Source organism: Pseudomonadota bacterium, assembly GCA_022361155.1.
Taxonomy (GTDB): domain Bacteria; phylum Myxococcota_A; class Polyangia; order Polyangiales; family JAKSBK01; genus JAKSBK01.
In genome coordinates this window covers 1-5699 of record JAKSBK010000032.1, presented here as the reverse complement: position 1 = coordinate 5699, position 5699 = coordinate 1, and the positions used below count along the sequence as shown (strand labels likewise).

3 protein-coding genes are annotated in these 5699 nt (G+C 64.7%); 1 reads left to right on the top strand and 2 read right to left on the bottom strand.

Annotation, left to right across the window (positions count from 1 at the left end; translation table 11 throughout):
* Positions 1–184: hypothetical protein (locus MJD61_00995; protein ID MCG8553857.1), on the top strand; the 184-nt coding region annotated here is incomplete at its 5' end.
* Between the two features lie 330 nt (positions 185–514).
* On the opposite strand, the gene MJD61_00990 is transcribed toward MJD61_00995, so the two are convergent.
* Both MJD61_00990 and MJD61_00985 read right to left on the bottom strand, forming a co-directional pair.
* On the bottom strand, positions 515–1771 hold the full coding sequence (locus MJD61_00990) for a TIGR02679 domain-containing protein (GenBank protein ID MCG8553856.1): 1257 nt from the start codon (positions 1769–1771) through the stop codon (positions 515–517).
* Between the two features lie 4 nt (positions 1772–1775).
* On the bottom strand, positions 1776–5699 hold a 3924-nt coding region (locus tag MJD61_00985; GenBank protein MCG8553855.1), incomplete at its 5' end, for a TIGR02680 family protein.

The following is a 5699-nucleotide window of genomic DNA, read 5'->3' as shown; positions in this document are numbered from 1 at the left end:
TACCATGGCTGCCAACAGCCTGTTGCTCTGCAAGAAGTCCACGCCCCTGGTCGAGTGGGGCAAGTCGCTCCACAAGCGAGTCGGTCGCAAGAAAGCCATCGTGGCCACCGCTCGCAAATTTGCATCCGTGCTGTGGGCCATTTGGCTTCGCGAGCAGGAGTACGATCCCATGCTTGCCACCTGAATCAGATTTCCCGGTGACAACACGCCGCGGTGGACTGAAGCAGCGAGTCCGTCAATCGGAATGAGTGCGAACCTGACCCCGACGCCAAGACGTCGAAACGCTGGAAGCACCATTTCTTCGACCAGCCTCCTGTGCCCCGGCAACGTTAGGCCGGATTCAAAGCACGTATCGCTGGGTGAGTCGCGACTCCTGTGCCGTCCCTCTCGGCTGGCGCCCACTTCTCGTATTGCCGACTGCGCACCGCGCTGCCGGAGGGGACCACTGCATGTCCTTGACACCCGCCGCTCTATCGCTGGGTCGGGTCGGGTCGGTTCCCCTCGGTTACCCACCTCATTTCGTGCCATCCCGCCCGGGATCTCCGAGATCGAGATTGAGGAGCTCGCGCCATACCGCGGGATCCTCCTGGTAAACGATCCGGCGCTTGTCGCGAATGGCGTCGGCGAGCGTCTCGTCCCACGGAGTGGACGGGATGGCATGTTCATCCCCCCAAGCGGGCGCTCGCTGCAGGTCAGCGCTGAGGTAGGTGGCTTTGGTCATCACGATCGCGGCTTCGTAGCGGGTCGCCATGAAGTTGGCGATTGCGAGACCGACGGAGTCGTAGTCCCCCGCGTAGTACAGATCGATTCCCTGGGTCCGCGCCATGTCCAGCAGTCGTTGCGCATCGATCGACGGCCAGCCGGCCGTGCAGACGAGTGGACCTGCGATGCCCGCCAGCATGGCTCCTTCAACCACCGAGGGGTTTTCGACGCAGAGCCAGCTGCGCTGCGAGAACCTGGGTGAGGCGCCATCGAGCATCGCGCCAGAGATACCCACGGGCGTCCTCGTCGCTCCAGCGGCCTCGAGCAGTTGACCCAGCGGGGAGCTCGGCTGTGCACGAAGACCGTAGGTGATTGTCGTGGACGAAATACGATCCACGATGACGCCGAGGTCCTGGAACGCGCGTCGGACCGTGATGCCGTTGGGTTCCCGCTCGACGCTCCACTCGCCGACCAGCTCGACGGCACCCAGTTGCAGGTAGCGACCGCAGGTGGTGTCCGCATCCAGTGCGTGAGGGTTGCCGCTCACCCGCCATGCAAGAACGGGCAGTGGAACCGGTGGCTTCGAAGGAAGGGAATCGAGACTGTCGGCGAGCATTTCTAGGAGTTCAGCGTGCGCATCTACGGCGCCATCGGGGACGCCGGCAGCACGAATCCGCGCCGAGGTCTGGGGAGTGCGTACACCCAACCGCTCGGCCGCTCGCCGCCACAGCACTGCCCGCGCCTCCGACGTGGCGGCCCGTTCGGCAGCCCGATTCCCTATTGGGCCGCGAACCCTCTCCACCAAGAGCCGGAGCTGAGCCTCATCTTCGAGGCCAAGCGCGGAGGCGATCTTGACGGCGTCGAGCGTTACGATTCGCTGCTCGGGTATGCGCCGAAGCCCAAGCAGCGATGCAAGCGTCCGACGCCCCTGCTCGTCGAGACCGCCGACCTTGATCCTGCGAACAGGCCGGTCGGATGCCCCCATGCGTCGGGCGAGCTCCTCCCAGATGGGGCCAAGAGGACGGAGACCATCCCACGCCATTGCCAGATCCACGGGGTCATTCGCCATCCCGTCATCCCTTGACGCGCGTGAGCGGCGCGCGCCGGCCGCCACCATCGTCCCCGTGACCGTCGCCGGAGTTCCCAGTAGCGACTCGCGTTTCACTCCCGTTCCAAACCAGGCGAGTCGTCGACGTCTTGTCGTCACCAAGCTTCTGACACACGTGGATGGCGATGCCATCAAGCGTGTCGTACTCGCAGCGGTCCTTGTCGGACGTGAACACCGCATCGAGGTGCAACTTTGGCAGCAGCCCCATCAGCTTGCGCTTGTTCGGAAAGTCGAGCTTGGGGAACAGCTCGTCCATCAACAACAGGCGTGGCGACACGCAGGGCGGATCCCCTGGTGCCGGCTCGTAGTGCGCCGTCACGGCTGCGATCAGCGGTAGCACCATGACGATCGTCTTTTCGCCGGCCGAGAGGCTGACCTTCTTGCTATCCAGGGCGCGCGGCTTGTCACCGAACCTGTTGTGGTGCACGAGCACACGGGACCGGTGCCAGGATCGGTAGTCCAGCATTCGAGCCAGACGTTCACGCCATTCACCGGTGTCGTCTTCCGCCGCCCGAACCCGCTCGATCCGCCCTCTGAGGAACGCGTCGAGCTGTGATCGCCCCTGGGCGACCGGCGAGTCGTGGAGGAGTAGCTCCTTGGCCTGTCGAAGCTCTCCTGCTTCGCTCAAGTCTGGGTTGATTTCCCATTTCAGACTGACCCGCACGCCCCCGGATTCAGTGCGAACTTCCTCGAGAAGGCCGTTGATCCTATCGACGAGGGCCTGTGCGGCCCACAGCCGACCCTTGAGGTGCTCGCGAACGGACCCCGACAGGATCTGTTCGAACAACTCCTGCTGCTTTTGGCTCAGCTCCGATCTTGCGGCCTCGAGATCCTCGCGAAGCCCCTCGAGCAACGCCGACGACGACGCAACAATGCCCTCGCGACGCACCCGTAGGACCGACCAGAAACGGTCGCCTGCCTCGAAGTTCAGATCCGCACGCCCTGCGAGTTGTCGCGAGGCATCGCCAAGCCGGGCCATCACGTTGTTGGACATTCGCGCCAAGTCCGCATCGCTCGGGATCGAGGGCAACACGCCGGACGATCGGATCCGGCGGGCGGCATCGAGGATGGCGGTAGTAGTCGTCAGCGTCTGAGCTACGGGGGGATCAGCGATTGCGGCATCTGTCGGGAGACCGTCGCGACACAGCGCAACGAAGGCCTCACCTGCCTGAGCACGTTGCGCCTCGGCGGTCGTGCGCTTCACCTCCGCCTGATTCACCGCGTTGCCCGCCGAGCCCCTCTTCTCAACAGCCTCGCTGTGCTGCACGCGCAGGTTCTTTTGCTCCGCTTGGATCTCGGAGCGCCGCTCCGTGACCGCGCGAATCTCTCCCATCACTTCTTTGTAGTCGGCGCCAAGCGCCTTCTCGACGGCCGCAAAACGACTAGCAGCCTCCTCGAATTCGCCACGGCGCGTGCGCGCCGTCACTGAGCGCTGTTCGGCCTCGCGCTTTGCCTCCACCGCGACGTCTTCGGCGAGACTAGCGTCGCGCTTGGCCGACTGAGCTCGTTCGTGGCATCCCTGAAATGCGAACACGGCGTTTCGGAGGCTACCCAGCCAGGCTTCGACCTTGGCAAGTCCTGCGGCATCCGTAGGCAGGCTATGCCCCATCGCCGCGGTATGAAGCGCTCGTTGGTGTCCCTTCACCTCCTCGTTGACGCTCGAGAGGGCAGTGTTTGCCTGGACGAGCTGATCTCTCGCCGACTCCATCCGTACGCGCTTCCGGTCGGCGTCTTGCTCGGCATCCTGGATCTCCTTGATCGGTGGGAAGGACCCCATCTCCTCCTTGCACCGCTGAATCCGTGCCGTGAGCGTGTCGCGCTCAGATTGAAGGGCGTGTTGCTCCTCTTCGCGCACCGCGATTCCGCGGTCCAAGTCTGCAATGCGCGCGCGCCGAGTGGCCTCGCGCGAGCTGGCACCAATATACCGGGCCGGCCCGACAGCAGCACGACCCGCAAGTCGGGGTGTTTGCCAGCTGCCGTCCATACCGATGAGGACCCCGCGCGCGGGAACTGATGCCTCGTGCGCGTCGCGCTCAACGATGGTGAGGGAACCGAGAAGTGTCTCGACTGTCTCGCGGCCCATGGCGTCCGAAGCGGGATCCGGTTCGAGCAGAGACGCGAGCGTGCGTTCATGTTCCGTCGCCGCTGGAGCCAGTATCAGCTGGAGATCCGAATCGTTCTCAGCGATTGCAATCTCTCCCTCGGGTGAGACCCATGCATCGAGGAGCCGACTGTCGGCCAGCGCCGACTCGATCTTTCCACGCACGTCATCGGCTACCTGCTCCCGAAACTGTATGAGCCTCCAAAGTGGAGCACCGACGAGCCCTGCCCGATCGCGACGACCGGCTGGGATGTCCGGTTCGGGATCCTTCCCCGCGATCCACGCATCGCGCTCGTCTCGGAGATCCTGCAGCTCGGCGTCGAGAGCGGTGCTGCGTTGCTCGATCTGGGACCTGCGATCGAGCAGCGGCTCCTGGGCGCTGTTCCGCGCCTCCGTCACCATTCCCAACGCGGTCTCAGGGTCATCAAGGATGCCCAGATAGGGATGCAGCTCGCGTGCATCAGTTCGCCAGGTACTGACTGCGTGTCGCCATGTCTTCCGAGCTTCGTCCGCCGCCCGAGTCGCAACCCGCAGGCTGTCCTCCGCCGTGCTGAGTCTTCCCTCGCAGTCGGTCTGGTGCTTCTGTGCGCTCTTACGGCGTTCGATTGCGAGGTCGAGGGCGTGCAGCTGACGACGAACCTCGTGGATCGCGTTCTGCCGCCCGTCGATCCAGGTGTTCGTAGCCGAAGCCAGGGCATCAGCCGCGACCTCCTCCAGCATGTCGGCGCCCAGACTCTTCGCCACGTCCTCGAGCTCCTCTCGGGAGCGGCGCATCTGTTGCTCTGCGAGCACATGGCCGTCCTCGGCCTCTTTGGCCTTCCGCCTGCGCGTCTCGGCGCGTCCACGAGCCTCCGTTGCTTCGCGCTCGGCTTCCTTTGCGCGCCGCTTGGCTCCCTGTGCCGCTTGCTGGAGGTTCTCGAGCTCGGCCCCATGCTTGTAGGCCTCCGAGCTCTTCAGTCCGTCCAGTCGTCCAGCCAGGCCTTGGTCCTCCGTGTCGAGCGCAGCCTCTTGTTCCTCCAGCTGTTGGACCCGTCCCTTCCACCTCGCCAGCTCGTCTGACAAGCGGCGGACCTCCCGCGCGACGTTGTCAAACGCTGTCGTCGCGGAAACGACCTCCGCCACGACACGCGCTGTCACAGACCGTGCGTACCCACGATTGGCGTCGCTGAGTCGTCTGCTTTCGGCAACGTCCTTCTCGAGCTGCGCGATGTGGTCGCGCCGTCGATCGAGATCCGCAAAGCCGTCAGCAACTCGGCCCAGCTCGAGGTCATCGAGCGGCGGAAGCGCCTCGGAAAGGAGATCGGAGAGTCTTGTGGGAGACAGGCCGTCGATGACGTTCTGCTTGCGCACCACGAGGAGGGTGCGGATGAGCGCGTCCAGTCGATCGTCGGACCAGCCGGGGAACAGCGTCGTTCGGATGGCTTGTCGGTAGCCACTGCTGTCCGATCCCCAGACCCTTCCCTCGGCCCCGACGGCCTCGGTCAGTTGCTCCACGGACAGGGGGCGCCGATGCTCGTCAAGCAGCGAGAAGTCGATCGCGACTCGCCGTGGGGTGGTGAACCAATGCTTGTCCCCGCCACCTGACGGCTTCGCTCTCAGTCGTACGCCGGCTGTAAAGGTCCTTTCGTCGTCGAGAGCGAATTCGAGCCAGAGATATCCGGTGCGTGGCTCGCCTTCGTCGTACCCGCTCACACGGTCCCAGAGCCCGCCGCGATCGGCACCTGAAGTGGATAGCCGTCCTGGCAAGCCTTTCGCGTCGAGCAAGTGCGGCAGGAGCAGCTCGAGGGC

Excerpts from the sequence above, each read along its gene's own strand:
- MJD61_00990 (MCG8553856.1), bottom strand. The coding sequence starts at position 1,771 with ATGGCGAATGACCCCGTGGATCTGGCAATGGCGTGGGATGGTCTCCGT.